This window comes from Bradyrhizobium sp. HKCCYLS2038 (assembly GCF_051167655.1).
Classification (GTDB): Bacteria; Pseudomonadota; Alphaproteobacteria; order Rhizobiales; family Xanthobacteraceae; genus Bradyrhizobium.
This window is the reverse complement of record NZ_JBNPTM010000003.1, coordinates 868,801-891,361: the sequence shown is the minus strand read 5'-3', so window position 1 is coordinate 891,361 and position 22,561 is coordinate 868,801. Positions and strand designations below refer to the sequence as shown.

At 64.8% G+C, this 22,561-nt stretch carries 25 protein-coding genes; 12 read left to right on the top strand and 13 right to left on the bottom strand.

What is annotated here, in order from left to right; all coding sequences use genetic code 11:
- Positions 1–453 precede the first annotated feature (453 nt).
- From ACQR1I_RS17995 to ACQR1I_RS17965, 7 genes are all read left to right on the top strand, one after another.
- Positions 454–1,602: a thiolase domain-containing protein gene (locus tag ACQR1I_RS17995; protein WP_434869913.1), complete on the top strand. Its 1,149-nt coding sequence runs from the start codon at positions 454–456 to the stop codon at positions 1,600–1,602.
- On the top strand, positions 1,602–2,003 hold the full coding sequence (locus ACQR1I_RS17990) for a Zn-ribbon domain-containing OB-fold protein (RefSeq protein ID WP_434869914.1): 402 nt from the start codon (positions 1,602–1,604) through the stop codon (positions 2,001–2,003). The genes ACQR1I_RS17995 and ACQR1I_RS17990 overlap by 1 nt, the downstream gene beginning before the upstream one ends.
- Before the next feature lie 251 nt (positions 2,004–2,254).
- Positions 2,255–3,115, top strand: a complete 861-nt coding sequence (locus ACQR1I_RS17985; protein ID WP_434869915.1) for a MaoC/PaaZ C-terminal domain-containing protein — start codon at positions 2,255–2,257, stop codon at positions 3,113–3,115.
- Positions 3,116–3,254: 139 nt separating this feature from the next.
- On the top strand, positions 3,255–4,133 hold the full coding sequence (locus ACQR1I_RS17980; protein ID WP_434869962.1) for an SDR family oxidoreductase: 879 nt from the start codon (positions 3,255–3,257) through the stop codon (positions 4,131–4,133).
- 75 nt (positions 4,134–4,208) lie between these two features.
- A complete protein-coding gene (locus ACQR1I_RS17975) occupies positions 4,209–5,162 on the top strand; it encodes a dihydrodipicolinate synthase family protein (protein WP_434869916.1) in 954 nt (317 codons plus the stop codon).
- A 2-nt stretch (positions 5,163–5,164) separates the two neighbouring features.
- Positions 5,165–5,968 carry an NUDIX hydrolase gene (locus ACQR1I_RS17970; RefSeq protein WP_434869917.1) on the top strand — a complete coding sequence of 268 codons (804 nt, stop codon included), beginning with the start codon at positions 5,165–5,167 and terminating at the stop codon, positions 5,966–5,968.
- A 113-nt stretch (positions 5,969–6,081) separates the two neighbouring features.
- Positions 6,082–8,763, top strand: a complete 2,682-nt coding sequence (locus tag ACQR1I_RS17965; RefSeq protein WP_434869918.1) for a PAS domain S-box protein — start codon at positions 6,082–6,084, stop codon at positions 8,761–8,763.
- A gap of 22 nt (positions 8,764–8,785) precedes the next feature.
- Here the strand turns inward: ACQR1I_RS17965 and ACQR1I_RS17960 are convergent, their stop codons facing one another.
- Positions 8,786–9,169 (bottom strand): VOC family protein, encoded by a 384-nt coding sequence (locus ACQR1I_RS17960; RefSeq protein WP_434869919.1) that lies wholly within the window; start codon positions 9,167–9,169, stop codon positions 8,786–8,788.
- A 239-nt stretch (positions 9,170–9,408) separates the two neighbouring features.
- Between ACQR1I_RS17960 and ACQR1I_RS17955 the strand changes: the two genes are divergently transcribed.
- The 4 genes from ACQR1I_RS17955 (at position 9,409) to ACQR1I_RS17940 (ending at position 11,879) form a co-directional block, all read left to right on the top strand.
- On the top strand, positions 9,409–10,068 hold the full coding sequence (locus tag ACQR1I_RS17955; protein WP_434869920.1) for a hypothetical protein: 660 nt from the start codon (positions 9,409–9,411) through the stop codon (positions 10,066–10,068).
- Between the two features lie 285 nt (positions 10,069–10,353).
- Positions 10,354–10,665 carry a hypothetical protein gene (locus tag ACQR1I_RS17950; protein ID WP_434869921.1) on the top strand — a complete coding sequence of 104 codons (312 nt, stop codon included), beginning with the start codon at positions 10,354–10,356 and terminating at the stop codon, positions 10,663–10,665.
- A 158-nt stretch (positions 10,666–10,823) separates the two neighbouring features.
- Positions 10,824–11,237 (top strand): DUF3775 domain-containing protein, encoded by a 414-nt coding sequence (locus tag ACQR1I_RS17945; RefSeq protein WP_434869922.1) that lies wholly within the window; start codon positions 10,824–10,826, stop codon positions 11,235–11,237.
- Positions 11,238–11,432: 195 nt separating this feature from the next.
- A complete protein-coding gene (locus ACQR1I_RS17940) occupies positions 11,433–11,879 on the top strand; it encodes a host attachment protein (protein ID WP_434869923.1) in 447 nt (148 codons plus the stop codon).
- An 81-nt stretch (positions 11,880–11,960) separates the two neighbouring features.
- Here the strand turns inward: ACQR1I_RS17940 and ACQR1I_RS17935 are convergent, their stop codons facing one another.
- The 4 genes from ACQR1I_RS17935 to ACQR1I_RS17920 all read right to left on the bottom strand — a co-directional run bounded on the left by ACQR1I_RS17935 (position 11,961) and on the right by ACQR1I_RS17920 (position 16,374).
- Entirely contained in the window at positions 11,961–12,488 is a 528-nt protein-coding gene (locus tag ACQR1I_RS17935; protein WP_434869924.1) for a hypothetical protein, read from the bottom strand.
- Positions 12,478–13,350: an FAD:protein FMN transferase gene (locus tag ACQR1I_RS17930; RefSeq protein ID WP_434869925.1), complete on the bottom strand. Its 873-nt coding sequence runs from the start codon at positions 13,348–13,350 to the stop codon at positions 12,478–12,480. The genes ACQR1I_RS17935 and ACQR1I_RS17930 overlap by 11 nt, the downstream gene beginning before the upstream one ends.
- Positions 13,331–13,789 (bottom strand): FMN-binding protein, encoded by a 459-nt coding sequence (locus tag ACQR1I_RS17925; protein WP_434869926.1) that lies wholly within the window; start codon positions 13,787–13,789, stop codon positions 13,331–13,333. The genes ACQR1I_RS17930 and ACQR1I_RS17925 overlap by 20 nt, the downstream gene beginning before the upstream one ends.
- Before the next feature lie 590 nt (positions 13,790–14,379).
- Complete coding sequence (locus ACQR1I_RS17920; RefSeq protein ID WP_434869963.1) at positions 14,380–16,374, bottom strand: multicopper oxidase domain-containing protein; 1,995 nt, start codon at positions 16,372–16,374, stop codon at positions 14,380–14,382.
- A 579-nt stretch (positions 16,375–16,953) separates the two neighbouring features.
- On the opposite strand from ACQR1I_RS17920, the gene ACQR1I_RS17915 reads away from it, so the two are divergent.
- Entirely contained in the window at positions 16,954–17,256 is a 303-nt protein-coding gene (locus ACQR1I_RS17915) for a hypothetical protein (protein ID WP_434869927.1), read from the top strand.
- A gap of 23 nt (positions 17,257–17,279) precedes the next feature.
- Here the strand turns inward: ACQR1I_RS17915 and ACQR1I_RS17910 are convergent, their stop codons facing one another.
- The 8 genes from ACQR1I_RS17910 to gspG are packed head-to-tail and all read right to left on the bottom strand — an operon-like array spanning position 17,280 to position 22,551.
- The gene (locus ACQR1I_RS17910) at positions 17,280–17,930 is read right to left on the bottom strand and encodes a hypothetical protein (protein ID WP_434869928.1); all 651 of its coding nucleotides are present in this window, start codon (positions 17,928–17,930) and stop codon (positions 17,280–17,282) included.
- Positions 17,927–18,478 (bottom strand): type II secretion system protein GspM, encoded by a 552-nt coding sequence (gene gspM, locus ACQR1I_RS17905; RefSeq protein ID WP_434869929.1) that lies wholly within the window; start codon positions 18,476–18,478, stop codon positions 17,927–17,929. The genes ACQR1I_RS17910 and gspM overlap by 4 nt, the downstream gene beginning before the upstream one ends.
- Positions 18,479–18,480: 2 nt before the next feature.
- On the bottom strand, positions 18,481–19,578 hold the full coding sequence (locus ACQR1I_RS17900; protein ID WP_434869930.1) for a PilN domain-containing protein: 1,098 nt from the start codon (positions 19,576–19,578) through the stop codon (positions 18,481–18,483).
- The gene (locus ACQR1I_RS17895) at positions 19,578–20,516 is read right to left on the bottom strand and encodes a general secretion pathway protein GspK (protein ID WP_434869931.1); all 939 of its coding nucleotides are present in this window, start codon (positions 20,514–20,516) and stop codon (positions 19,578–19,580) included. The genes ACQR1I_RS17900 and ACQR1I_RS17895 overlap by 1 nt, the downstream gene beginning before the upstream one ends.
- Complete coding sequence (locus ACQR1I_RS17890) at positions 20,516–21,217, bottom strand: prepilin-type N-terminal cleavage/methylation domain-containing protein (protein WP_434869932.1); 702 nt, start codon at positions 21,215–21,217, stop codon at positions 20,516–20,518. Before ACQR1I_RS17890 ends, ACQR1I_RS17895 begins: the two co-directional genes overlap by 1 nt.
- The gene (locus ACQR1I_RS17885) at positions 21,217–21,630 is read right to left on the bottom strand and encodes a PulJ/GspJ family protein (protein ID WP_434869933.1); all 414 of its coding nucleotides are present in this window, start codon (positions 21,628–21,630) and stop codon (positions 21,217–21,219) included. The genes ACQR1I_RS17890 and ACQR1I_RS17885 overlap by 1 nt, the downstream gene beginning before the upstream one ends.
- Positions 21,599–22,072 (bottom strand): pilus assembly FimT family protein, encoded by a 474-nt coding sequence (locus tag ACQR1I_RS17880; protein WP_434869934.1) that lies wholly within the window; start codon positions 22,070–22,072, stop codon positions 21,599–21,601. The genes ACQR1I_RS17885 and ACQR1I_RS17880 overlap by 32 nt, the downstream gene beginning before the upstream one ends.
- A gap of 2 nt (positions 22,073–22,074) precedes the next feature.
- Positions 22,075–22,551, bottom strand: coding sequence for a type II secretion system major pseudopilin GspG (gspG, locus tag ACQR1I_RS17875; RefSeq protein WP_434869935.1), 477 nt, complete (start codon positions 22,549–22,551; stop codon positions 22,075–22,077).
- Positions 22,552–22,561: the final 10 nt, after the last annotated feature.

Below are 22,561 nucleotides of genomic sequence, written 5' to 3'. Positions count from 1 at the left end.
CGGGTTTGTCCGGCTGCACCTGTGGTACCTGCCGCCTGCATTTTTTTCGCAGGCGGGCCGCAGGCGTCAGCCGACGCTTGGCCTTCCCTGCGCCCTCCGACCTGATGAGGGCGAAACAGATCAGCATGACTCGGGCAGGGATGTCGCGGGAATGCAATGGCATGTGTAGTTCGATATGTGCTAGCTCGCGCCACACCACCGGCGTCGTCCCGGGCTTGACCCGGGACCCATAACCACAGGAAGCAATGAGAGCGCACGCTGGTCGATCATCGGGTCACACAACAACGGCCAGTGAGTGGGTCCCGGGTCAAGCCCGGGACGACAGCGGAATCAAACGCGCGGTGAGAGGCCATCTCCACCTCGCGGAATATTTTCCGCGCTTGCCAAGCCTCCTGCAACGGTCCAAAAAATCTACAACCATCCGGGACGAAACGACTGAAAGCGGAGACGGAATTGACCATCAAGGGCAAGGCCTACATTGCCGGGATCTATGAGCATCCCACCCGGCACGCACCCGACAAATCCACCCCGCAACTGCATGCCGAGGTCGCCAAGGGTGCGCTGGAGGATGCCGGGCTCAGCGCCAAGGACGTCGACGGCTATTTCTGCGCCGGCGATGCGCCGGGCGGTGCCTGGCCGATGGTCGATTATCTCGGGCTGAAGGTGCGGCACATCGACTCCACCGAGACCGGCGGCTGCTCCTATCTGATCCATGTCGGCCACGCCGCCGAGGCGATCGCCGCGGGCAAGTGCTCGATCGCGCTGATCACGCTCGCCGGCAAGCCGCGCACCGGGCCGATGCCGCCGCGCGCGGCCGGCGCCGAGGCTGATTTCGAAGCTGCCTATGGCGCCACGACGCACAACGCCTATGGCATGTGCGCGATGCGCCACATGCACGATTACGGCACCACTTCGGAGCAGCTCGCCTGGATCAAGGTCGCAGCCTCGCACCACGCGCAATACAATCCGCATGCGATGCTCAAGGAGGTGGTGACCGTCGAGGACGTCCTGAACTCGCCGATGATCTCCGATCCGCTGCATCGCATGGATTGCTGTGTCGTCACCGACGGCGGCGGTGCACTGATCGTGACCACGCCTGAGATCGCCAAGAGCCTGAAGAAGCCGCTGGTGCGGCTGATCGGTCATGGCGAGGCGATGAAGGGGCCACGCGGCGGCAAGGACCTCGATCTGACGTATTCGGCCGGCGTGTGGTCCGGTCCGCGCGCCTTCGAGGAGGCGGGCGTGACTCCCAAGGATATCAAATACGCCTCGATCTATGACAGCTTCACCATCACCGTGCTGATGCAGCTCGAGGATCTCGGTTTCTGCAAGAAGGGCGAGGGCGGCAAGTTCGTCGCCGACGGCAACCTCATCTCCGGCGTCGGCAAGCTTCCCTTCAACACCGACGGCGGTGGTCTCTGCAGCAACCACCCGGTCAACCGCGGCGGCATGACCAAGGTGATCGAGGCCGTGCGCCAGCTGCGCGGCGAAGCCCATCCCAAGGTGCAGGTGCCGAACTGCGATCTCGCGATCGCCCACGGCACCGGCGGACTGCTCGGCGTTCGCCACGCCGCCTCGACCTGCATTCTGGAGCGCGTCTGATGTCAGAAGCCAAGAAACTGCCGGCCAAGCTGCCGGCCCCGATCACCAATCCCGAGACCAAGCCGTTCTGGGACGCCGTCGCCGAGGGCAAGTTCATGATCAAGCGCTGCACTGCCTGCGGTGAAGCGCATTACTTCCCGCGCTCGATCTGTCCGTTCTGCTTCTCCGACCAGACGGTGTGGGAGCAGAGCGCGGGCGAGGGGACGATCTACACGTTCTCGATCATGCGGAAGTCGCCGACCGGCCCGTATGCGATCGGTTATGTGACTCTGAAGGAGGGGCCGTCGCTGCAGACCAATTTCGTCGACTGCGATTTCGATAGCCTGAAGATCGGCCAGAAGGTGAAGGTGGTGTTCAAGCCCACCGACGGCGCCCCACTGCCGTTCTTCACGCCGGTGTAGGCGAGGGGGCACGGATGTTGGCCGCGCGTCATTGCGAGGAGCGAAGCGACGAAGCAATCCAGAGTCCTCGCGCGGCCCTGGATTGCTTCGCTGCGCTCGCAATGACGATGTGGATCGAGCTGTGTTCCCCATGATGAGTGCGTAGGGTGGGCTAAGGCGCGGAGCGCCGTGCCCACCGCGGTTGTTGCGAAAAAGGCGGTGGGCAGGCTTCGCTTTGCCCACCCTACAAGAACGAATTTGGGGGAGACACCATGCCGGTCAACTACGATGAGCTGATGGCGATGAAGGCGATCGGGCAGAACTACGCCTACACCGATCGCGAGGTGATGCTGTACGCCTACGGCATCGGCATGGGTGCCGATCCCATGGATGAGAAGGAGCTCGCCTTCGTCAACGAAGCCACTGCCGAGCCGCGGCCGCTGAAGGTGGTGCCGACTTTTGCGTCGGTGGCGGCGTGGGGGGCGGGTCCCGGCGACATGAAGCTGAACCGCGTGCTGGTGGTCGACGGCGAGCGCGACATCAGCTTTCACAAGCCGCTGGCCGTGGCAGCGAAGATCACCGCCGACTCGTCGGTGCTTGCGGTGTCCGACAAGGGCAAGGACAAGGGCGCCGTGATCCGCCATCAGACCATCCTGCGCGACGAGAGCGGCGCGCCGCTGGCGACCTTGGTGGCCTCGCGCTTCGCCCGCGGCGATGGCGGCTTCGGCGGCCCCTCCGGCGGCATTCCAGACCCGCACCCCGTGCCGTCGCGCGCGCCGGATCGCAGCGTCGACATCACGACGCGGCCGGACCAGGCGCTGATCTATCGCCTGTGCGGCGACCGCAATCCGCTGCACTCCGATCCCGAATTCGCGCGCCGGGCTGGTTTCCCGCGGCCTATCCTGCACGGCATGTGCACCTACGGCCTCACCTGCCGCGCCGTGCTGCAGACCTTTGCGGACTACGACGCTGCGGCGTTCAAGCAGCACGCGGCGCGGTTCTCCTCGCCGGTGTTCCCCGGCGAGACCGTGACGGTCGATCTGTGGAAGGACGGCGACGTGATCTCGTTCGAGGCGCGCGTGAAGGAGCGCAACGTCACCGTGATCAAGAACGGCAAGACCGTGCTGGGATGATCATTGATATGTGAGGCACGCCTGCTTGTTGTTGTCATGCCCGGGCTTGACCCGGGCATCCATCCTCCTCCGAAGATGGATGGCCGGGTCAAGCCCGGCCATGACGCAGCAAAACAAGCAGCACGAGGGAGGACGCACCATGGGACTGCTCGACGGCAAGGTGGCGCTGATCACGGGGGCGGGCGGCGGGCTCGGGGAAGCCTACGCAAGGCTGTTCGCGCGTGAGGGGGCGGCGGTGGTGGTCAACGACCTCGGCGGCCCGCGCGACGGCTCCGGCTCGGACCTGTCGATGGCCGAGCAGGTGGTTGCCGCGATCAAGGCCGAGGGCGGCCGTGCGGTCGCCAACGGCGCCGACATCTCCACCATGGCCGGCGGGCAGGCGGTGTTCGACGACGCCATCCGCCATTTCGGCCGCGCCGACATCCTGGTCAACAACGCCGGCATCCTGCGCGACCAGACGTTTGCGAAGTCGAGCGAGGCCGACTGGGACAAGGTGATCAAGGTGCATCTCAAGGGCACCTTCTGCTGCACCCTGCCGGTGTTCCGCTGGATGCGCGACAATGGCGGCGGCGTGATCGTCAACACCTCCTCGACCTCGGGCCTGATCGGCAATTTCGGCCAATCCAATTACGGCGCCGCCAAGGGCGGTATCTGGGGCCTGTCCAACGTGCTGGCGATCGAGGGCCGCAAGTACAACATCCGGGTATGGACCTTGGCGCCGGGCGCGCTGACCCGCATGACCGCTGACTTGCCGCGCTACAAGGAAAACCCTGGCGCGGCGCTGACGCCCGAGGGCATCGCGCCGGCCGTTCTCTACATGGTCAGCAGTCTGTCCGGAGACCAGACCGGCAAGGTGCTCGGCGTCTCCGCCGCGCGCGGCGTCCGCGAAATGCGGATGATGGAGATGGACGGCTGGAAACCGCCGTCCTCGGCCTGGAGCCCTGAGGACATCGCCGCCCATGCAGGGGAGATATTCTTTTCCGAGGCGGATATAGCCAAGTCCGCACGGCGGTTTTGATGTATGTCTGCGGTCATTCGGGGTCTCGTCGTCAGGACGATCCCGGAATGACGGCAGAGAAACTGGAGACGACCGATGAAACTCACCGCCGCCGCCAAGGGCACCTTCGCGATCGCGCCGACGCCGTTCCATGATGACGGCCGCATCGACGAGGCCTCGATCGATCGCCTGGTCGAGTTCTACGCCGAGGCGGGCTGCGACGGGATCACCGTGCTGGGCATCATGGGCGAGGCCCCGAAGCTCGATGCGGCCGAATCCGAGCAGGTCGCGGTGCGCTTTTCCAAGCGCGCCAAGAACCTGCAGATCATCGTCGGCGTCTCCGCGCCGGGATTTGCCACCATGCGCTCGCTGGCGCTGAAGTCGATGGAGGCGGGCGCTGCTGGCGTGATGATCGCGCCGCCGCCCTCGCTGCGCACCGACGATCAGATCACGGGCTATTTCAAGCAGGCTCAGGAGGCCATCGGCGAGGACATTCCCTGGGTGCTGCAGGACTACCCGCTGACGCTGAGCGTGCAGTTCACGCCGGCCGTCATCCGCAAGATCGTCATGGACAGCCCGTCCTGCGTGATGCTCAAGCATGAGGATTGGCCGGGCCTGGAGAAGATCTCGGCGTTGCGAAACTTCCAGAAGGACGGCTCGCTCAAGCCGCTGTCGATCCTGTGCGGCAATGGCGGACTGTTCCTCGATTTCGAAATGGAGCGCGGCGCCGACGGCGCCATGACCGGCTACGCCTTCCCGGAAATGCTGGTCGATGTCGTGAAGCTGTCGCAGGCCGGCAAGCGCGATGCGGCGCACGACCTGTTCGACGCGCATCTGCCGCTGGTGCGCTACGAGCAGCAGCCGGGGGCAGGGCTCGCCGTGCGCAAATACGTGCTGCAGAAGCGCGGCGCCATCGCCTCGAGCGCGCAGCGCAAGCCCGGCTCGGCAATCACGGCGGCGGCGAAGGCCGAGGTCGACTATCTCCTGTCGCGCGTGGCGCGCCATGACGCGCGCGCCAATCTGCAACCTCGTGCCGATGCCGCGGAGTGACCATGGCTGACGCTGCCGCCGTCCGTGCCGCCTCGACCGTGCTGCTGCTGCGCGACAGCGCGGCCTTCGGCGAGATCGAGGTGTTCATGATGGTTCGCCACCATCAGATCGAGTTCAACTCGGGCGCCCTGGTGTTTCCGGGCGGCAGCGTCGACAGGGGCGACCGGGAGATCGCCGGAATGCCCGAGCTCTACTCCGGCGGCGAGGGCGTGGCGGCCGAGGCGCTCGGCTTCCGCATCGCCGGCATCCGCGAGACCTTCGAGGAGAGCGGCATCCTGCTGGCGCGCACCAAGGGCACTGATACGCTGATCGATGCCGCGGCGGCCCGCGAGATCGAGGCCGCGCATCGGCTGGCGCTGTGCGAGGGCAAGACCAGCTTTCTCGAGGTGATCGCGGCGCACGGCCTGGTGCTGGCGCTCGACGCGCTGGTGCCTTACGCGCACTGGATCACGCCTGAGGGCATGCCGAAGCGGTTCGATACGTGGTTCTTCCTGGCTGCGGCGCCGCCGGACCAGCTCGGCGCCCATGACGGCCGGGAATCCACCGATTCAGTCTGGGTGTCGCCGCGCGAGGCGCTAGCGGGCGGCGATGACGGCCGCTTCAAGCTGCCGTTTCCGACCACCCGTAACCTGATCCGGCTCGGCAAGCAGACCGCCGTCGCCGACGCGCTGGCGGCCGCGCGGGACATGAACATCGTGACCGTGATGCCGGTCATGACCAAGACCGCCGATGGCGGCCGCCAGCTGCGCATTCCGCGCGAGGCGGGCTATGATGGCGAGGTGTTCGAGTTCGGTGCGGCCGGTTAACCGCACAGGCTATTTTTCGTCGCGCGGGGGATGCGCGAAGCGGTGTTGTTCCTTATTTGTTCGATTGGCCGCGCGGCGGCTCGTATATAGTGCGGTTCCGAACATCGGATCCCATGAGTAAGTTACCGGACCTCGACACAGCCTGCAGCAGCCTCCGATCGATGACGATCGGGCGGATGATCTTTGGCAGCTTTTTGCTGCTGCTCGCCGTGATCACCGCGACCAGCATGGCGAGCGTGATCGCCATCCGCCACATCGATTCGACGTTTGCCGAGCTGCAGCGGCTGCAGGGCGTCGGCGATCTCGCCGAGGAGATCGATCAGCGCATGAACGAGCTGCGGCTCGCCGCGCGTGATTTCGTCACCGACCCCGCCTCGCGGTCGGACCGCGTCATGGAGGCGGCGACCGAGCTCAGCGCCTTGCTCAAGAAGACGCGACTTCAGCTGGCGCCGGAGCAGCAGGCGACCATCGACGGCGTCTCGCAGCGGCTGAGCAATTATCGCGAAGGCATCGACCGCATCAGTGCGCTGATCGCCCAGCGCGCCGAGCTGCTGTCGGGACTGCCGGCGGCGCGCGAGGGTTTCGAGGAGGCGATCGCGGGACTGACCGAGCGCGGCACTGCGCGGGCGCTGTTCCAGGTGCAGAACCAGATCGGCGCCGCGCTGCTGGCGCGCGATCCGGCCGGCGCCGAGCAGGCGGCCCGCAGCATGCGTGCGCTGCCGATCGAGAACAGCACGCTGCGTGCCGCGGCCGATCGCTACGCCGAAGCCATCATCGCCATAGCCGGAACCGAGGATGAGATCGCGCGCCTCGACAAGGAGGTGCTCGGCATCGAGGGGCGGCTGATCGGGCGGGTGACCGAGCTGCTGCGGGCGCTCAGCGCCAGCCAGGGCAAGGTGCTGTCGCGCGACTTCGCCCGCACTCTGGCCGAGACCAAATGGCAAAGCATCATCTTCGGAACGTCCGGGGTGCTGATCGGCATCTTTGCCGCGTCCTTCGTGGTTCGCCGCACGGTGAAGCCGCTGGCCTCGATCGCGCGCTCGATCCGGGCGCTGGCGGCCGGCGAGAAGGCGACGTCGATTCCGCAAACCGATGTCCAGAACGAGATCGGCGACATCGCCCGCGCCGCCGAGGTGTTCCGGCAGACCTTGCAGGATGCCGACGCCGCGCGCGAGGCGGCCGTGCGGGCGCTGGCCGAGCAGCGGCTGGCGGAAGAGAGCTATCGCAAGCTGTTCGAGGCCTCGATCGACGGCATCTACGTGACGACGCCGGGCGGTCTCGTGCTGAATGCCAATCCGGCGCTCGCGCGCATCATGGGCTATGATTCCGCGAGCGACCTGATCCAGAGCGTGAACGACATCGGCGATTCGATCTATGTGCATCCGCTGGCGCGCAAGCGCTACGAGAAGCTGATGCAGCGTGACGGCATGGTGCGCGAGTTCGAGTACCAGGTGCGCCGGCGCAATGGCGAGATCCGCTGGCTGTCCGACAGCGCCACCGTCGTGCACGACGAGAATGGCGAGGTGTTGCGTTATGAAGGTGTCGTCCGCGACATCACCGATCAGAAGCGCGCCGAGACGGCGATCGCCGAAGGCCGCCGGTTGCTGCAGCAGGTCATCGACACGGTGCCGGCGGTCATCAACGTCAAGGACCGCGAGCTGCGCTACGTGCTGATGAACCGCTACATGGCCGGCATCTTCAACGTCGAGCCGGAGGATGCGCTGGGACGCACCACCGGCGAGTTGATGTCGCGCTACGGCGCCAGCAAGACCGACTCGAACGACAAACGCGTGCTGGCGACCAAGGCCGGCCTTGGATTCTACGAGGAGGAATACCTCGATTCTTGCAACGTCATGCGGCAGTGGCTGGTGAACAAGCTGCCGCTGCTGGATGCCGACGGCGAGGTCGACAAGATCGTCACGGTGGCGCTCGACATCGGGGAGCGGAAGAAGAGCGAGCAGGAGATGCGCAAGGCCAAGGAGGCCGCCGAGACCGCGCTGCGCAATCTGCGCGACACCCAGGCCTCGCTGATCGAGGCGGAAAAGCTTGCGGCGCTCGGCCGCATGGTCGCGGGCGTCGCCCACGAGGTCAACAATCCCGTCGGCATCAGCCTGACGGTGGCTTCCGCGCTGGAGCGCAAGACCGAGCGCTTCAACGAGGCGGTCACGCGCGGGGAACTCCGACGATCGAGCCTCAACGAATTCATCGAGACGAGCCGCAGCGCGGCGGCGCAGCTGGTCGCCAATCTCAACCGGGCCGCTGAGCTGATTCAGTCGTTCAAGCAGGTCGCGGCGGACCGCAACTATTCCGACCAGCGCGCCTTCGATCTTGCCGATCTGACCGAGCAGGTCGTGACGAGCCTGCGGCCGGGCTTGCGTCAACAGAATCTGACGCTGAACGTGAACTGTCAGCCCAATCTGACGATGAACAGCTATCCCGGTCCTTATGGTCAGGTGCTGACCAATTTGTTCCTCAATGCCGTGGCCCATGGCTTTTCGGACGGCCGGCCCGGCACGATCGAGATCCAGGCGCGGGAGTGCGGGCGCGACAATGTCGAGATCATCTTCTCCGACAATGGCTGCGGCATGAGTCTCGACGTCCGCCGCCGCGCCTTCGATCCGTTCTTCACCACGCGACGCGACCAGGGCGGCACCGGTCTCGGCCTTCACATCGTCTACAGCATCGTTACCAATCGGCTCGGCGGGCGGCTCGAACTCGACTCGGAGCCCGGCAAGGGCACGCGGATCCAGATCATCCTGCCGCGCGTCGCGCCGCTGGAACAGGCGGCCGAGTAGGGCGGCTCCGCCCTGGCCGCAGTCAGACGTATTTCTTGTCGCGCTCGAGGAGCTCGATCGAGATGCCCTGCGGCCCGCGGATGAAGCAGATGCGCACGCCGGGCCGGATCGTCGTCGGCTCGGTCGTGAAGGCGACGCCCTTGGCCTTGAGCTCGGCCGCCACGGCGTCGATGTCCTTCACGGTGAGGCCGAAATGATCGAGGCCCTGATAGGGCGTGGTCGGCGCCTCGTTCACGCCGTCGCCCGGCTCGACCTTGGCGATGAACACGCTGGCGCCGCCCAGCCTGACGTCGATGCGGCCCGGATGACGGATGATCTCGCCGCCGAGCATCTCGTGCAGCCAGTTGGCGGTGGCGTCCGGATCGGGGCTGCGCAGATGAATATGGTCCCAGGTGACAGTGAACATCGGCGAGATCTTTCGAGGAGGTGAACCACCGGCAGAGCGCCGGCGTTTCGGAACTGTGTTGGAAATCGCGGGCATCTTTATCGGCTCGCCGTCCAGAGCACCAGTACGACCACCGAACCGGTATCCGGGGCCTGCCCTGCTATTGTCGGCTTTGGATGCAACGTTGTCGACGTTCGTCAATTGAGGTTCCAGTTGTCCGGGCAGCCGATGGTGCAGACATGAGCGCGGGTCTCTCTCGCTTGCAGGGCCGCAAGGCCAGGCGTGCGGATATTCCGCTGGGGTCGGCGCTGCTCGGCCTCACGGCGCTCGCGCTCGTGATGTTCGGCGCCGTGGCTGGGGTGATCATGGCCGTGGACGAGGGCGACACGGCCGATCCCGTTCTGGCCAAGCTCACCTTGGACAGGCCGGGCAGTCAGTACGAGGGCGACGAGGACGGCAGCGAGCCGTCGCGAGGCTTTGCGTCGATGGTCCCGGGCATGGCCGGCAGGTGGGGCGCCGACGTCGGATTGGCATCGCCTCCGGTCGCATCGGGTGGCAACCCGATGGATGCGAATGCGAGTCTCGCTCCCGTCCAGTCATCGAGGTCGTCCTCGGCGCTGGATCCGGTCGCTCTGTCCGGTCTGCGGATCAGTTCCCAATCCTGGCGGCGCGGCGGTCTCGGATCGAGGGCGCTGGTAACCTTCACGATCAGCAACACCCACGCCTTCGCGATCAAGGATGTCGAGATCAACTGTGCCTTCAGCCGCCGGGACGGTAGTCAGGTCACGGAGCGCCGGCGGGTGGTCCCCGGAGAGGTGAGGCCGAGGAGCCGCAAGACCTTCGGGGCGTTCCATGTCGGATTTGTCAACGTTAATGTCAGCACGGCAAAATGCGCGCTGGTTGCAGCGACGAAAATCTAATTATGTCGCGCTAGTTTCCGCGGGTCGTTGAACCGGATGGGTCGGCTCGGGAACATACTTCCATGATCCTCCGTTAGGTGGATGGTCGGCGCAGGCGTGCCGACGGAGCGGTAAATTATGCCTATCTTGCGTTACTTTCTTTTCGTCGGCGGAACTCTGCTTGCATTGCTCGTCCTCGCCGACGCCGTGCTCCCAAGCGTGCCGTTGCCAGCGAATTTGGCCTCCGCGTCGGATCTTCCGGCGGTGCGCATCAAGTCCGCGCGGCAGTGGCCGGAGCGGATTGTGATGGACACGTCCGTCGCGATGCCGGCTCCCGCGCAGATCGCAAAGGTCGAGCAGCCTGCGAAGGTTGCGGCCGCCGAGCCGGCGAAGACCAGCAGCACACGCGATGCCTATGCGCAGATGAGCGCCGCGGACGCCAAGCCGCAGACCGTGGCAGGGAAGGCTGTCGAGAAGCCGCAGGCGTCCAAGACTTCGGAGAGCGCGTCCAGGTCCGCAGAAGCCAAGAAGCGGAAGATGGCGAAGGCTCATCCCGGCCGTCCGATGATTCTGGTGGCGCAGCAGCCGCATTACGGCATGTTCGACTCGACCTGGTAGTTCCTGCCAGTACGTCCCGTTCGTTCTGCGCGCAGCTGCGCGCATGTCCACGCCGCCAGACTGCCTTGATCTTGCGCAAAGTGCGCTCCCGCTGGAGCGCCTAGCGTCCTTGCCATGGGACCCGGGCGCGTTGCCCTTCGGACCCACGGAGACGCTGCATGACGACCTCGACGCCCAACCTCTCGATCTCGCCGGAGAAGGTCGCCTTCATCGTGACGAAGGCTCATCAATACGAGATGGAGGCAGCCGAACCCGAGCTGCTGGCGGATCTGACGGATGACGATTCAGCGCCCGGAACGGCGGGTCGTGGAGTCAACACGGATCGATCGGTCATCGTTAGCTTCATCAAGGGTCTGAACGTCGACGAACAGATCGATCTGGTCGCGTTGATGTGGCTGGGCCGCGGGGATGGCTCGCTGGAGAACTGGGACGAACTGCGCGCCCAGGCGGCTCAATCACACAACAATCGGACGGCAACCTATCTGACCGAGACTCCGATGCTCGGCGACTATCTGGAAGAGGCACTCTCGGAGTTCGGCCTGTCCCTGGAGGATTTCGAGGAAAGCCTCTGACGCGGCGGCTTCGCGTGTCCGATCGGATTGTCACGACATTCTTCATCGAGACTTTACGAACGGCCGCGCTGAAATGCAGCGCTTCTCTCGCCCTCTCGTCTTCGGCCTCATGATGCCGGCCGCCTCAGCGGCATGATGCTGGAGGCGGACACCAAAGCGCCGCTGCAAGGTGCGGCGCGACGATGGAGTAGCTCAATGGACAAGATGAAAGTCGGAACCGGTGAATGGGTGGTGGTCTGCGACGGCCGCAAGGCGCTGATCCTCGAGAACATCGGCGACAGCATGTTCCCGAACCTGCACACCAAGGAGGTTCATGAGCATGTCAATGAGCGAACTGCCGCACAGGGCACCGACGCCCCGGGATCGGTGCAGCAATCGACCGGCCATGCACGGAGTTCGGTGGAGCAGACCGACTGGCATGATCTGGCCGAACGCGCTTTCCTCAAGCAGCTCGCAGACAGGCTTCACCATGCAGTTCAGGCCGGGGAAACCAAAGGGTTGACCATGGTCGCATCGCCCCGTGCTCTCGGCATGATCCGCGCCGATTACTCGGATGCGGTGCGCAAGGTGTTGCACGGCGAGATCCACAAGGACCTGGTGAAGTTGCCGGTCTACGAGATCGAGAAGCAACTTCTGAACTGAGTGGGCAACGTCGCTTGGACTCTTGAACGGATGAAGGCGAGCCGGTCGCCCTTCAGGGAAAACCGGCCCGCGTGACCGTTGTCAGCCGACTTTGCTCATCGCGTTGACGAGATCCGCATCCGTTGGTGCGTCGGCAGGCACCAGGGTGACCGCCGGAGCGTGCTGCGCCCGAACCGGCGGAGCCACGAAGGCGACGCTCGAGCGGCCAACCTTGATGTGAGCCGTGATGACGGCCGGCACCCCGAGCCCGAAAGCGATGTGGACGATGCTGACCCACGACCGGAGCGCTTCGGAGCCGGCGTAATATAGCCCGAACGCTGTCAGGACGAGCAGGCCATAAACTGCCATGCTCGCGGTGCCGGTCGCGCGGTTCTTCTTGGCCCGCCAGGCGCGCTGAACGTGCATCGGACCAAGCGCACCGAGCAGCATCAGCGTCACCATCGCCGCTCCGCCATGCGTGCTGAGCAGGAACGCCGCGGCCTGTTGCCACATCTCGCTGTCCTCCGAGTGGGTCTTCAGCTGATCGGCAATGAGCCAAAAAGCTCCACTGATGAACAGGAGCGCGAGAGTGCCATAGAGGGCGAACCGAAACGCGCCTTTAAGCCGCATGATGGAGAACTCCTTGCCAGTCCGATGTTGCGTGAATGTCGCCGCGCGTCGACAGGAACATCGCGCTCGCCTGATGGCGGATCAGTTGCGCCGAGGCCTTCTCGCCCGAGACCATCACGACCTTAGTCAGCGCGTCGGCGACCATGCAGGTGGGGGCCCGAACAGTCGCGCCGTGAGCTCCATGGGCCGGCAGCTGGGTGGCGGGATCAACGACCGCGGTATCCGACGTTTCCTTCGATTCGAAGGGATTGAAGCGGCGTGCCGAAGAAGCCAGCGCTTCATTGCTCAACTCGATCTGGCCCAGGATCCGGTCAGGAAATCGCGGGTCTCGAAGAGCGACGAGGCGTGGGACGACGCCGAAGGCGGAGAGATCGCCGCCGGCGTTCACCAGGGCAGACTGCACGCCGTGATTTTGCAGGACGTCGATTGCGCGGTCGACGGCGAACCCCTTGGCGATGCCGCCGAGGTCTAGCTTCACGCCGGCTTGCGGGAAGCGGACGTGGTGGTCAGCCAGCAATTCGAAGGCGGAGACCGCCGGGGAGTCGCAAGGCGACGGTCTTGTTCCGGCAACGCGGATGTCGAATGCGCCATCTGATTGCCGGGCCATCTCCAGAGCCGCTTCCAGCACGGTGTAGGTCCAGGGATGCACCCTGACCGGGCCATGCGACGCGTCGCGATTCAAGCGCGACAGGTCGCTGTCCGGATCGTGGAAGCTCATCAGCCGATGGATGTCGGCGATCGCAGCGAAGGCCGCCTCGACGGCAGACTCGGTGTCGTGCCTCGTCGCGCCAGTCGCATCGATCTCGACGAACGTGCCCAGGAGAGCCTGGGCACGGCGAATGCTAGTGGAAGTGGCTGGCATGATATGTCAGCACCTTCTTGACGCCCTCGGTCAAATGCGTCGACGACAGGGTGGCGCCGGAGATGTTGCGAATATCGGAGTTGATGCGCAGCTCGTTCTGGCTGCCCTTGCCGACGAATTGGCCGAGCCAGTTCGGATCATGCACCTCGCCGCCATACGACTCACGGTAGTTCAGGATATCCACGCGACGCACCCGTCCGTCGGGGCCGATCGCGACCGTATAGTCGATCAGGAGGTGCTTTCCGACGACATGATCGTAGTAGAAATAGCCGCCATTGCTCGCCTTCCAGACCCGACCGGCTTGAACCTCCGCGAAGCTCGCTCCCGGAAAGGCGGCCTTCTGTGCCTCCTCGACGCTCAGATATTGGATGGCATGGGCCGGTGCGGCGATCGACATGACGGCCGCAACAGGAGCCGCCCATTTCAGCCAGTCGCTCATCTTCTTCCTCTCAAGTCTTCAATGTGACGATTTTGGATTTTGCTATTCGATGGTCAGTCTTGCGCGAATGCGCGTGCCATCATCTCGGAAAAGATCCTCGATCCCATCGCGTTCTCCCTCCCTGGCGCGCTCGCTTGTTGCAAATCGCAACGAGCATCAGGTGCAGAAATAATAGCGGTTCGATTGCGGCGATTTACCGCGTTGATGTTGGCGATTTGCCGGAGCAGCCGGGGAATAACGATGTCGCCGCGGGATCGAATGGGTCGAGGCCGCGTCGTTGCAAACCGCGCGGGTGTTCTGCCACCACTTGTGCTTGCGACGGGATGCGCGGCGAGCATCTGCAATAAGTTTTGTGCGGACTCGCTGCTGAAAATCCAGCGCCGCTCAGAAGAGGACGACGCCGCAACGCCATCGAGCGAATTAGAGCGATTCCAATGTGAGTGGGGCAGTGTGCACGCAGTCATGAAGCCAGCGTTTTCGCCGCATCCATCCGACGATGAGCTCGCGAACTCTCGGCCGTTCAAACGATGTCGTCGGCGTCGCGATCGCGACGCCGATTGAAGCGGGACAGTGGCACTGGTCTGTCGATGCTACCACGGCATCTGGTTGAGAGCTTCCCAGTTCGAGCCGCCGTAGGGCGAGGGCACCACCTTGATCTTGGCCATCATGCCTCCGTCCTCGTGCTCGAGGATATGGCAGTGATAGACGAACTCGCCGACCTGCGAAAACGGGATGTCCACCACGACCGGCTTCGACGTGCACTGCCCGCTGCGCCACTGCTCGATGGTGCAAACTCCGCTCTGCGCATCCATCACCTCCGGAACGTTCGGCGTGGCGACACCAAGCGGCACGTTGTCCTGCAGCATGCCGCCGCCGATGCTCCGGTTCAGCGACACCGAGAGCGGTGTGTTCTCTGCTGACCGGCTGTCGATCGTCCTGAACCGTGTCTGGTGAATGTGGAAGTTGTGGTTCTCGGTCGAAAGCTGCACCAGCTCCCAGGTCTCGTGCACCGGGCGCTGTCCTGCGGCCAGCGGCAGGCAGACGATGTTCTGCGCGGGATCGAACTGGCTCACGGGGAGCTGGGTGCCCGGGACCGGGTTGCCATTCTGATCGACTTCCTCATAGCCGAGGCCGAAGGTGCCGTCGTCGGTGAGATCGGCGAGCCCGAAGAAGATGCGGCGCCGGTGCCCTGCCGGCAGAGGACGGCAACCGTTGCGCAGCGGCGCTGCATTCGCATACGGCACCTTGGCGTCGAGAATGCCCGAGGGTTGCATGGTCGCCAACGCGTCGCCCCTGATGTCAATGGCGTGCGTGATGTGATTGCGCCAGCCGTGCTGATGGAATTGCACCTTGGCGAGATCGACCGCGGGCCACTGATCGCCGCTGCCCATGGTCAGGCCGACCATCTTGAACGTCGCCGATGCCGAGCGTCCGGGGGATGCGATCGCACCGGTTGCGGGGTCGCGATAGTTCACGAACACCTCGGTCCGCGAACTCGGCATCATCACGATCTGGGTCACGCAGACCGGCTTGGAGTGGAATCGCGCGTTCGGCAGCGGCGGACAGGGCACGACGCGGAAGCGGGCGCCGCCGAGCCGGACCATGGTGTCCATCGTGGTGTCCTGCGGCAGGTTCACGCTGACGCCGTCGACTGAGATGAGCTGCATCACCATCGGCTTCTGCGCTTCATCGTCGGTCAGCTGCAGATTGTAGGACAGGCTGCCGGAGGCGTTGGTGAGCCGCCAGACCTCGCCGTCAGGGTCGGACATCTTGATCGTCGGGAAGGTCCGGCCATTGACGGTGAAGAACCAATTGCCGCCTGTAAAATTGGAGCCCTCGTCTGCGGAATTGTCGACGCCCGGGCACGATCCCTGACGCACCTCGGAGCTGTCCGCCGGGAATTGCGCGCAAAAACCAGGATCCTGCTGGTTGATCACTTCGCCGGGCTGCACGGTCACCGGGCCGCTGTCGAACTGCACGGTGCCGCCGGGCGCGACCTGCATGTCCTTCAGGACCAGATGGCGGACGCTTGCGTCGGGGAAGGGTGTGTCCCTGGCGTCGCCATGCGCATAGTCGGAGACTTCGCCGACAGAGATGATGCCGGCCAGGCCCTGCGACACCTGGTTGAGCGAGATGCCGTGGATGTGCGGATGAAACCAGAACTGCCCCGAGGGATGATTTCTCGGGATCTCGATCCGGTAGTCCGCATAGTCCATCTTGTTGGAGCCATGCTGGTGGGTCGTCTGCGGCACCGGCATGCCGTTCGCGGAATTGAAGATCTGGACGAAGACGTAGTCGCCGAACGTCTGGTCGGCCAGGGTCGGTGCGCGCGGCTCGACGATCAGTCCATGCGTGTGCAGGTTGGTCGGATTGCGAAACAGGTTGGCCTGGCCTGGATCGGTGTTGTGGTTGACCTTGGCGGCATCGAGTTGCGGCAGCTGGTTCACCAGCCTGATCTTCAGCGTGTCACCCTTCTGCAGCGCCAGCCTCACCCCGCCATAGTCCGCCACGGCGGAGCCCGCTGGACACTTGTTGCCGGACCACGGCCGGGGGCAGATCTCGTAGACCCAGCCCGTCGGGTTCATGGCGGCGGCGCCGGGCGGGGTGTAGGTGATGGTCGAGATCGGCTTGGCCTTGGCGATCATCAGGATGTCGAGCACGCCGTGCCGGCTCCTGAACACCGTCGGCTCCGGCAGATCATGGGCGCGTGCTGTCGTCGCCGTGCCTGCGAGGCCCAGGAGTAGCGCGGCTGCAGATGTCAATGATCGCAGATATTTCTTGTGCAGACGCCTGACTAACATGCCTGATCCCCATCTGGCTCGAGATGTGTGTGCCACCGCAGGACCACCGATCCGGACTCGAAATCGATCGAAAGGTCCGTCTCATCGGTGATCCGTGCGGTCGCTCCCCTTGCTCACCAAGTCGGTAAGAATGGCGGATGTCTGCTTTGTGACCGTTTCGTTCGCTTTCTGAGGAATGCAGTCAGGCTCTTAAGAATAGATCTAACTAAGCAGCAGATGCTGTTTGTTGGGCTCGCAGCGAACGAGTACGACACAAAAACGACAACGCGCTTTGCGTAGGTCGCCTGACCGATCGTCCGAGGTGCCAGCACGAGAACGCCTCTGGCCCTGGTTGTCGTTTCTCCAATACCGAGGAAGCCAAGAATGCTGCTTGCCGTCGCTCTCGCATGGATGTGCAACGTGACCGGCATCTCCTGCACGGCGCCCACCGCCGAGATCATTCAGAAGGCCTATGAGCAGGAAGCGCCGTCATCCGGCGTCCGCCATGACAAGGGGCTGAAGATCGTCGAGGCGACATGCGACCACGGCGACGAAAGCAAGCGTTTTCTGTGCCAGGTCTCCTTCGTCTCCGAGGACGATCCCGACAAGCGTCTCTATTTCGACATCGTCTCCGCGCTCCTCACCGAGAACGGATGGGTCCTGACGAGCGGGTTGTGCAAGCGTTAGCTGCGCGGCTGCCCCCGCCGCGCTCACAATTGCCGGCGCCCCGAGCGTTGGCGATGATGCAGCTTGAGCAACCTGGATTCCGGCGACAGGAATGGTGGTCCGGCTTGGGCCGGCGTCGGTGACATCGTCGTGGACGGCACCTGCACGAGGCTGGTGCCGGGCGGTATCTTCGGCTGGCCCGACGATGTCTGCAATGAGAGCTCCATTACCTCCTGGCCCTTCTGCAGCGTGACCGATCTCGCCTCGACCCGGCGAAGCGTCCAGCCCTGGTACGCGGTGCCGGCTCTGATCCGCAACGGCGCCGTGCTGCTCGGATCGAGCAGGATCGCCAAGCCGTCGGCGCCATTGACGATGGTACCGAGCAGCGTCAGTTGCGGCGCTTCCGGCGCTGGCGGCTCCTGAGCCACTGGAGCAGCGACCACGGCCGGCGGCGCCTCGGCCGAAGCGGCGCGGCGCGACGGCGAAAAGATCGGCCGATCGCGCGTTGCAGAGAGCGATGCGAGGGGAACGTCCTGCACCGGATTGCCATTTGGCGCCTGGAGGCGTTCCGCGAGCGGCAACTGCTCGGCTGCGATCGCGACGCCAAGACCGAAAGGATCAGCGCCGTTCAGCGCGAAGACCGTCGCGAGAGCGCAGCAGGAGCGAACGGCAACGAGTTTGACGGTCCGGCTCATCGCGCGCCCTGCCATTGTCCTGAGAGCGTCATCAGAACGCGAAATCGTTCGCCTGCAGTCGCGGCGGCTGAGCTCGTCTCGACGACCAGATCGTCGACAAACAGGAACGGCATTCCGGCCTCCAGGTCGTAGAGGATCTGCTGCAGGTCGGACTGCCCGACCTCGAAGCTCGCGATGGCACCGATGCGACCATCCTTCGCGTGAGCGCTCTGCATGTCGAGCTGCGACGACGACACGACGCCGCCATGGGCGGTGATCGCATCAGCCAGACGCTGCAACAGGGCTGCACCTGCCACCGTGACGGTGGATCCTTCGAGAAAGGCAGTCGCGGCGACGTCTGCCGTCTTGTTGCCATCCGGATGCTGGGCCGCCGAGACGTGAGCGTCCAGCAGATGCAGGGTATCCTTGAGCGTCTCCGCCGTCATGCGCTGGTCGATGACTGCCTTGATTGGCATGACGGTCGCTGCCATGAGCGTGAGCAGCAGGCCGCCATAGACCGAGGTCGCGATCGCAGGCGCAGCGGGAGAGCGTTTCAAGAACGTTGCCATGCTCATATGCCAAGTCCGGAATGAGGTTTGATCGCTGCTTCGATATGGAATCGTTCTCCGGCCTGATCGGCCGTTCGGGTCGTCGGTGCAAAGAACGTCGCATGCGTGAAGTGTGGCGACTGCTCCAGAACCTTGACGAGTGCCGGCGCGTCCTGTGTCATTCCGACCATGTGCAGCTTGTCGTTGTCGATGCGCAACTCGGTGACGTAGGTGTTGTCAGGCAGGATCCGGGATAGCGCCTCCAGCAGAACGACGCTCGCGGCGTCTTGCTGCTTGCGCCGCATGAGGCCGGCGAGGGCGGTGTTGTCGCTGCCTTCGAGGCGAAGGGCTGCGCGACGTTCGGAGATTCTTTGAGTCAATTGGCGCTCTTGCTCCTCCAGCCCGCCGCCGATGATGCTCATCGTCGTCATGGACAGCGCAGCCATGGCTGCTGCGGCCAGCAGGATCGCGGTCAGGACGCGATTGACGCGAGCTGCGTCGAGCGAGCCGCGAAAGTGTTTTTCCATCAGTTTCGTGATGCCGGCCGAGGCGAATTGCCCGTTTGCGGCAGGCAGCGCCACCTCGCGGGACGCGAATACGACGATGGATCCGGCGCGCCAGGACTCGACCATGCGGATCAGAGGCTCGAGCGTCGTCTTTGGCGTTGCGATCACCGTGGTGGCGATACGGTCACCGGAGATCTCGGCGGGTGACGTGTAGCCGAACACGGCGTCATCTGCCGCCCACGGCGTCAAGCGATCGACCTGGGAGCGGATCATCGCATCGAGGAACTCGACGGCACGCCTGGGAAGGTCCAGCGGCCTGGTCAGGAAACGGTCCGGCAGCAGCATGAGCTCGACCCGGCTGCCGCGCATCGCCGCCTGCCAATGCTCGGGAAGCGGAGCGACCCCAGCTGCATCGCCGGTCAGGCGAACCTGGCAATTGGGTGCAGCCGACCGTCCGGACTTCGCGGTCGTTCGCAAGACGAAGACATTTCGTTCGGTTTCGATCAGTTGAATGGGCGGCTTGATGTCGAGTCTGGCAAAGGTCCGCACGATCGTATCGGCGACGGAGCCGATCCAATCTGCGAACTGTTGGCGCAGTTCTGCTATCATCGTCATCACAGTGCCCTTGCAGCTTTGCGGAGTTTCGTGAGCGCATCGATGTCCTCGCGCCACGCGAGGATGCGATAGGGGTCGTCACCCTTGTCCAGAAGAATGACGGCCTCGGTTGCGCTCCGCCGACCGCTGTCGAACGCGACGACGATCGACAAGCGCACGGCGTCGGCGACCTCCAGGGTGGCTCCCGCGCGAGCGGGCCCGAGCGCCGCCAGCGATTTGTTGTCGCGACGCAGGCCGGTACGCTGTGCAAGGAAGCTCTTCAGATGATCCTGGGTCATTCCGGGCAAAGCGGCGACCACCTCGGGCGCAGCTTCGAGCGCGTCGATCTCGCGCCGGCCGCTGAAGACGGTCACGAACGGCATCGCCTTGTCGACAAGCGCGGGCGGCAGATCGAGCACCAGACGAAGCTCGTCGACGCTTGCGAACGGCGCCGCGCGGGGCAGGCGGTCGGGGCCGGCTGCGCGATAGAGCGTGCGTTCGGCGTCGGCGTCGGCGGCGGCGGCGGTCTCGGCGGACGGCGTGCGCCAGCCGATGACCCGTCTGGCGTAGGCGTCCGCCATGTCGGCGCGCGCGCCAAGAACGCCGAACAGGTTGGCAAGCATCTCCTTCGATGCATGGTTGAGGTCGATCCGCGCGGCTTCCGAGCGGAACGCCACCGACACCTGAGCGCGATCGAGGCGAAACGTAAACGAGCCGGCGGGGGCACGCAGCGGCTTCGCCGACGATGAGAGCTTGTACGCCGCCAGCTCCACGCCAGCCGAGACCAGCGCCGCGGAGCGCAGGCGATCGTCGTCGAGTGCCAGTCCCTGGCTGGTGTTGATCAGAAACACCGACAGGATGACGGCCAATCCAGCCAGCGAGCTCAGCATCCAGAGCACGGCGACGGCAATGAAGCCGCTTTCTCGGTGGTCGGCCTTAGCAGCGTGGTCCATGATCATCACTCCGACGGCACGGGCAAGCGCCCGGTTGCGGGGTCGGTCAGCACGGGCGCGTCGTTGCATTGGGTGGCGCCGAGGCGGCATACGCTGTCCGGCGGCGCGGAGACGTGAATGGCAATGATGCGGGTGATGGGCCGTTCGCCGCGGCCTCCCGCGTCGCGCACCGTCAACGAGACCGCCGTCGGCAGCCGATCGGCATCATGCCAGGTGGGCTGCCAAATCCTGTCGGCCCCCGCATAGGCAAACGACACGCGCACCGGCGATCGCAGCAGCACGACGGGATCGACGAAGCTGCGGGGGATCGGGTTTGCGGGCGCGAACGTCGCGCGCGTTCGCGCCAGGGCGACGCCGTCGCGATCGGGCGTCTCCGCGATGTGGATGACGTCCAGACCTCGGCTGCCATTCGGTCCAAGAGCGCTGCGGGCCAGCGTCACCGACGTCTCCGATCCGTCGAACAGCACCGACTTGGTCTGGCCGTCGGCCCGGATGAACTCGGAGGCGGCGATGTCGGCGCTGAGGCGGTCGAGTGCGAGGCTCACGGACTCGCTGTGCTGGATGCGGCGCAGGCCGCGATCCCAATTCGGCAGCCATTGCGAGGTGATCGCGAGCAGTGCCGAGATCAGCAGGCCGAGCAGCGTCATCGCCGCGAGAGACTCGATGAGCGTGAAGCCCGATTCGGAATGATCGGCTGGCGTCGACATCACTCGGTCCGCCTCCGGAACAATCGCACCGTCTCCAACTCGATCGTCTCGCCCGATGGCGAGCGCACCTGGAGCGTGACCTTCTGCGGCATCCAAGCCGATGCGCTATCGGGTACGCCATTGTCGATGGCAAACGGCTGCGTCCGCGCGCGCCACAGATGAGCCATCGACTCGCCGGACTGCGTCTCAGAGGCTGGCGAGGAGCGCGACGGAAACGCGAGCCAAAGTCCGTTGTAGGCGGCCTGCACCAACGCGACGTGCTGTTCCAGTTTCTTCGTCCCGCGCACGGAAGATCCCATCAGCGCACCAATGGCAACGAGCGACACCGCCACGATCGCAAGCGCGACCAGCGCCTCGATCAGCGTAAATCCGGCGGTCGCTTCACTGCCCGGAGACATCAGGGGTCGGGACAAGTTCGATCCTTCCAGTCAGCCAGTTGACGCGAATTTCGTAGCCCGAATGGGTGCGCTTGAGCGCAATGATGCCTCCGCAAGACAAACCCGAACCGAAGAAGCTGATTGTCTCGAACGCGGGCCGGTCGTTGCACCTCCGCGGCAATACGGTTTCCAGCTTGACATCGTCGGGAAAACGGATCGCCTGCCCGTTGACGCCGGAGCGGATCGAGCGACCTTGCGTATCGATGTGCGTCGATATCTCTGATCCATGTTTGATTGCGGCATTCCGGTCGGCTTTCAACAGTGCGGCAAGTTCGATCGCATAGGCTTCAAGCCGCGGCTGCGAGGTCTGCTTCGGTATCGCCGGCAGCAGTACGCCCGCCAGCAACGCGATGATGGCGAGCGCGCAAACGACCTCGAGCAGGGTGAAGCCGGCTTCGATGTGGTCGCGCGCGCGCATGGCTATTTGGCGCCGGCTGCAGCCGACGATGAGATGTCGGCCGCGAGATCCGTACCGCCTTCCTGTCCGTCCGATCCGTACGACACGATGTCGTAGGGCGCACGCTGTCCGGGCGAGCGATAGGCGTAGGCATGGCTCCAGGGATCGGCGGGCACGTTGGCGCCTTTGAGATAAGGGCCGGACCAGCCGGGAATGTTCGCGGCCGGCCGAACCAGCGCGGCCAGGCCTTCGGACGTCGTCGGGTAGCGCCCGGTGTCGAGAAAGAACAGATCGAGCGCGCTGGCGAGGCTCTGGATCTGGATGCGTGCGGTCTTGACCCGCGATTCGTTCAGATAGGACAGCACCCGCGGCCCGATCAGCCCCATCACCATGCCGATGATCGCGATGACCACCAGCATTTCCACCAGCGTGAAGCCGTCCTGGCGGCCATCGCGTGCTGCGGTCTGCCGCCCCGTGCGGCCGGTCTCCGATCGTGTCATCCCTCGGTCC

What these genes read in the sequence shown, in the direction of transcription:
- ACQR1I_RS17990 (WP_434869914.1), top strand. Translation starts at nt 1,602, where the DNA reads ATGTCAGAAGCCAAGAAACTGCCGGCCAAGCTGCCGGCCCCGATCACC.
- ACQR1I_RS17985 (WP_434869915.1), top strand. Translation starts at nt 2,255, where the DNA reads ATGCCGGTCAACTACGATGAGCTGATGGCGATGAAGGCGATCGGGCAG.
- ACQR1I_RS17980 (WP_434869962.1), top strand. Translation starts at nt 3,255, where the DNA reads ATGGGACTGCTCGACGGCAAGGTGGCGCTGATCACGGGGGCGGGCGGC.
- ACQR1I_RS17975 (WP_434869916.1), top strand. Translation starts at nt 4,209, where the DNA reads ATGAAACTCACCGCCGCCGCCAAGGGCACCTTCGCGATCGCGCCGACG.
- ACQR1I_RS17970 (WP_434869917.1), top strand. Translation starts at nt 5,165, where the DNA reads ATGGCTGACGCTGCCGCCGTCCGTGCCGCCTCGACCGTGCTGCTGCTG.
- ACQR1I_RS17965 (WP_434869918.1), top strand. Translation starts at nt 6,082, where the DNA reads ATGAGTAAGTTACCGGACCTCGACACAGCCTGCAGCAGCCTCCGATCG.
- ACQR1I_RS17960 (WP_434869919.1), bottom strand. Translation starts at nt 9,169, where the DNA reads ATGTTCACTGTCACCTGGGACCATATTCATCTGCGCAGCCCCGATCCG.
- ACQR1I_RS17950 (WP_434869921.1), top strand. Translation starts at nt 10,354, where the DNA reads ATGGACACGTCCGTCGCGATGCCGGCTCCCGCGCAGATCGCAAAGGTC.
- ACQR1I_RS17945 (WP_434869922.1), top strand. Translation starts at nt 10,824, where the DNA reads ATGACGACCTCGACGCCCAACCTCTCGATCTCGCCGGAGAAGGTCGCC.
- ACQR1I_RS17940 (WP_434869923.1), top strand. Translation starts at nt 11,433, where the DNA reads ATGGACAAGATGAAAGTCGGAACCGGTGAATGGGTGGTGGTCTGCGAC.
- ACQR1I_RS17935 (WP_434869924.1), bottom strand. Translation starts at nt 12,488, where the DNA reads ATGCGGCTTAAAGGCGCGTTTCGGTTCGCCCTCTATGGCACTCTCGCG.
- ACQR1I_RS17930 (WP_434869925.1), bottom strand. Translation starts at nt 13,350, where the DNA reads ATGCCAGCCACTTCCACTAGCATTCGCCGTGCCCAGGCTCTCCTGGGC.
- ACQR1I_RS17925 (WP_434869926.1), bottom strand. Translation starts at nt 13,789, where the DNA reads ATGAGCGACTGGCTGAAATGGGCGGCTCCTGTTGCGGCCGTCATGTCG.
- ACQR1I_RS17920 (WP_434869963.1), bottom strand. Translation starts at nt 16,374, where the DNA reads ATGAACCCGACGGGCTGGGTCTACGAGATCTGCCCCCGGCCGTGGTCC.
- ACQR1I_RS17915 (WP_434869927.1), top strand. Translation starts at nt 16,954, where the DNA reads ATGCTGCTTGCCGTCGCTCTCGCATGGATGTGCAACGTGACCGGCATC.
- ACQR1I_RS17910 (WP_434869928.1), bottom strand. Translation starts at nt 17,930, where the DNA reads ATGAGCCGGACCGTCAAACTCGTTGCCGTTCGCTCCTGCTGCGCTCTC.
- gspM (WP_434869929.1), bottom strand. Translation starts at nt 18,478, where the DNA reads ATGGCAACGTTCTTGAAACGCTCTCCCGCTGCGCCTGCGATCGCGACC.
- ACQR1I_RS17900 (WP_434869930.1), bottom strand. Translation starts at nt 19,578, where the DNA reads ATGACGATGATAGCAGAACTGCGCCAACAGTTCGCAGATTGGATCGGC.
- ACQR1I_RS17895 (WP_434869931.1), bottom strand. Translation starts at nt 20,516, where the DNA reads ATGATCATGGACCACGCTGCTAAGGCCGACCACCGAGAAAGCGGCTTC.
- ACQR1I_RS17890 (WP_434869932.1), bottom strand. Translation starts at nt 21,217, where the DNA reads ATGTCGACGCCAGCCGATCATTCCGAATCGGGCTTCACGCTCATCGAG.
- ACQR1I_RS17880 (WP_434869934.1), bottom strand. Translation starts at nt 22,072, where the DNA reads ATGCGCGCGCGCGACCACATCGAAGCCGGCTTCACCCTGCTCGAGGTC.
- gspG (WP_434869935.1), bottom strand. Translation starts at nt 22,551, where the DNA reads ATGACACGATCGGAGACCGGCCGCACGGGGCGGCAGACCGCAGCACGC.